2 protein-coding genes are annotated in these 1,355 nt (G+C 71.1%); one reads left to right on the forward strand and one right to left on the reverse strand.

All coding sequences use genetic code 11. The features are described 5' to 3' along the window. Window positions 1–856: penicillin acylase family protein (locus tag L0P92_RS44440; protein ID WP_234768809.1), on the reverse strand; the 856-nt coding region annotated here is incomplete at its 3' end. 77 nt (window positions 857–933) lie between these two features. Between L0P92_RS44440 and L0P92_RS44445 the strand changes: the two genes are divergently transcribed. Beyond that, the coding region (locus L0P92_RS44445; RefSeq protein WP_234768810.1) for a siderophore-interacting protein at window positions 934–1,355 on the forward strand (422 nt) is incomplete at its 3' end.

A 1,355-nucleotide genomic window follows, 5' to 3' on the forward strand; every position in this document is an offset into this window, starting at 1 on the left:
CCCCCGCGACCTCCACGACCTCGGTGTGCCGCGCGGCGCGACGCCAGACCCCGTCCGGGCCCAGCGCCTCCACCCCCGCCCCCGTGCGCCGCAACCGCTCCCGGTACAGGTCCTGGTAGTCGGCCATGGCGTTGGTGATGGCCCAGGCGACCGTGCCGGTGTGCCCGAAGTGAGCGATGCCGGGGATGCCGGGGACGGCGAGGCCGACGACGTCGAACTCGGGGCAGGAGAGGTGGATCTGCTGGTAGACGCCGGGTTCCTCGATGAAGCGGTGCGGGTCGCCGGCGATGATCGGACGACCGGTGACGGTCCGTTCGCCGCTCACCAGCCAACCGTTGCTGCCGGAGGTGGCGGGCCCGTCGGTGGCGAACAGCGCGACCGCGTCGGCGCCGAGATGCCGTACGACCTGCTCACGCCAGAGCTTGGCCGGGAACCCGGCGAACAGGATGTGGATGCCGAGCCAGACACCGAGCGGCGTCCAGGGCTCCCAACGGCCGGGGGCGAGCCCGGTCCGCGCGAACTCCGGCGTACGTCCCGCCCCCTCGGCCAGTGCCTCGTTCACCCCGTCGACGTACGCCCGCACCCACGCCGCCGTCTCCGGGTCCCGTCTCTCCAGCTCGGCGAAGCAGCGTCTCGCCGTGTCGTCGAGGCGGGCCCGTCTGACGAACCGGTCCCAGGGCAGGGCCGCGGCGCCGAGGAAGGAGGCGGAGGTTCCCTGGGACCGGTGCCGCTCCACCTCCAGCTGCCAGGCCCGGTCGAGGGCGGTGACGCGGCCCTGTACGCGGGCGAGTTCTCTCACCCCGTCCGCACGAAGATGCGGAATGCCCCAGGCATCACGGAAGATCTCGCCGGTCACCTGTGCCCCTCCTTTGCTTTAGGTTAGCCTTGCCTAAGTCATTGGTGCAGGAATGGTACGTGAAGGGTGAAGACGCCATGGGGCAGGGGCACGGCTGGGAGGGCGCGGTCCTGAAGCTGCTGCGCGCGAAGGACTTCGTGTTCACGGTGACGGGTGCCGAGGACGTCACGCCGCGGTACCGCCGGGTCCACCTCACGGACGGCGGCATGCTGGCCGCGACCGGCGTCCACCCCACCATGTGGGTGCGCCTGTGGTTCGACAACGCGGGCAAGCCCCACCAGCGCGCCTACACCCTGGTCGACCCCGACCAGGCGGCCGGCACCTTCAGCCTGGAGTTCGCCCTGCACGAGGGGTGCGCCAGCGACTGGGCACGGACGGCGAAGCCCGGCGACACCATCGAGGCGACCGTCCACGGCACGGCCTTCGAACACCCTGAGCCCGCCCCCTCCCAAGTCTTCCGGGCTCGTATACACAAAAACGAGCCCACGAGACCTGTTAT

This window comes from Streptomyces muensis (assembly GCF_021474425.1).
GTDB classification, from domain to species: domain Bacteria; phylum Actinomycetota; class Actinomycetes; order Streptomycetales; family Streptomycetaceae; genus Streptomyces; species Streptomyces muensis.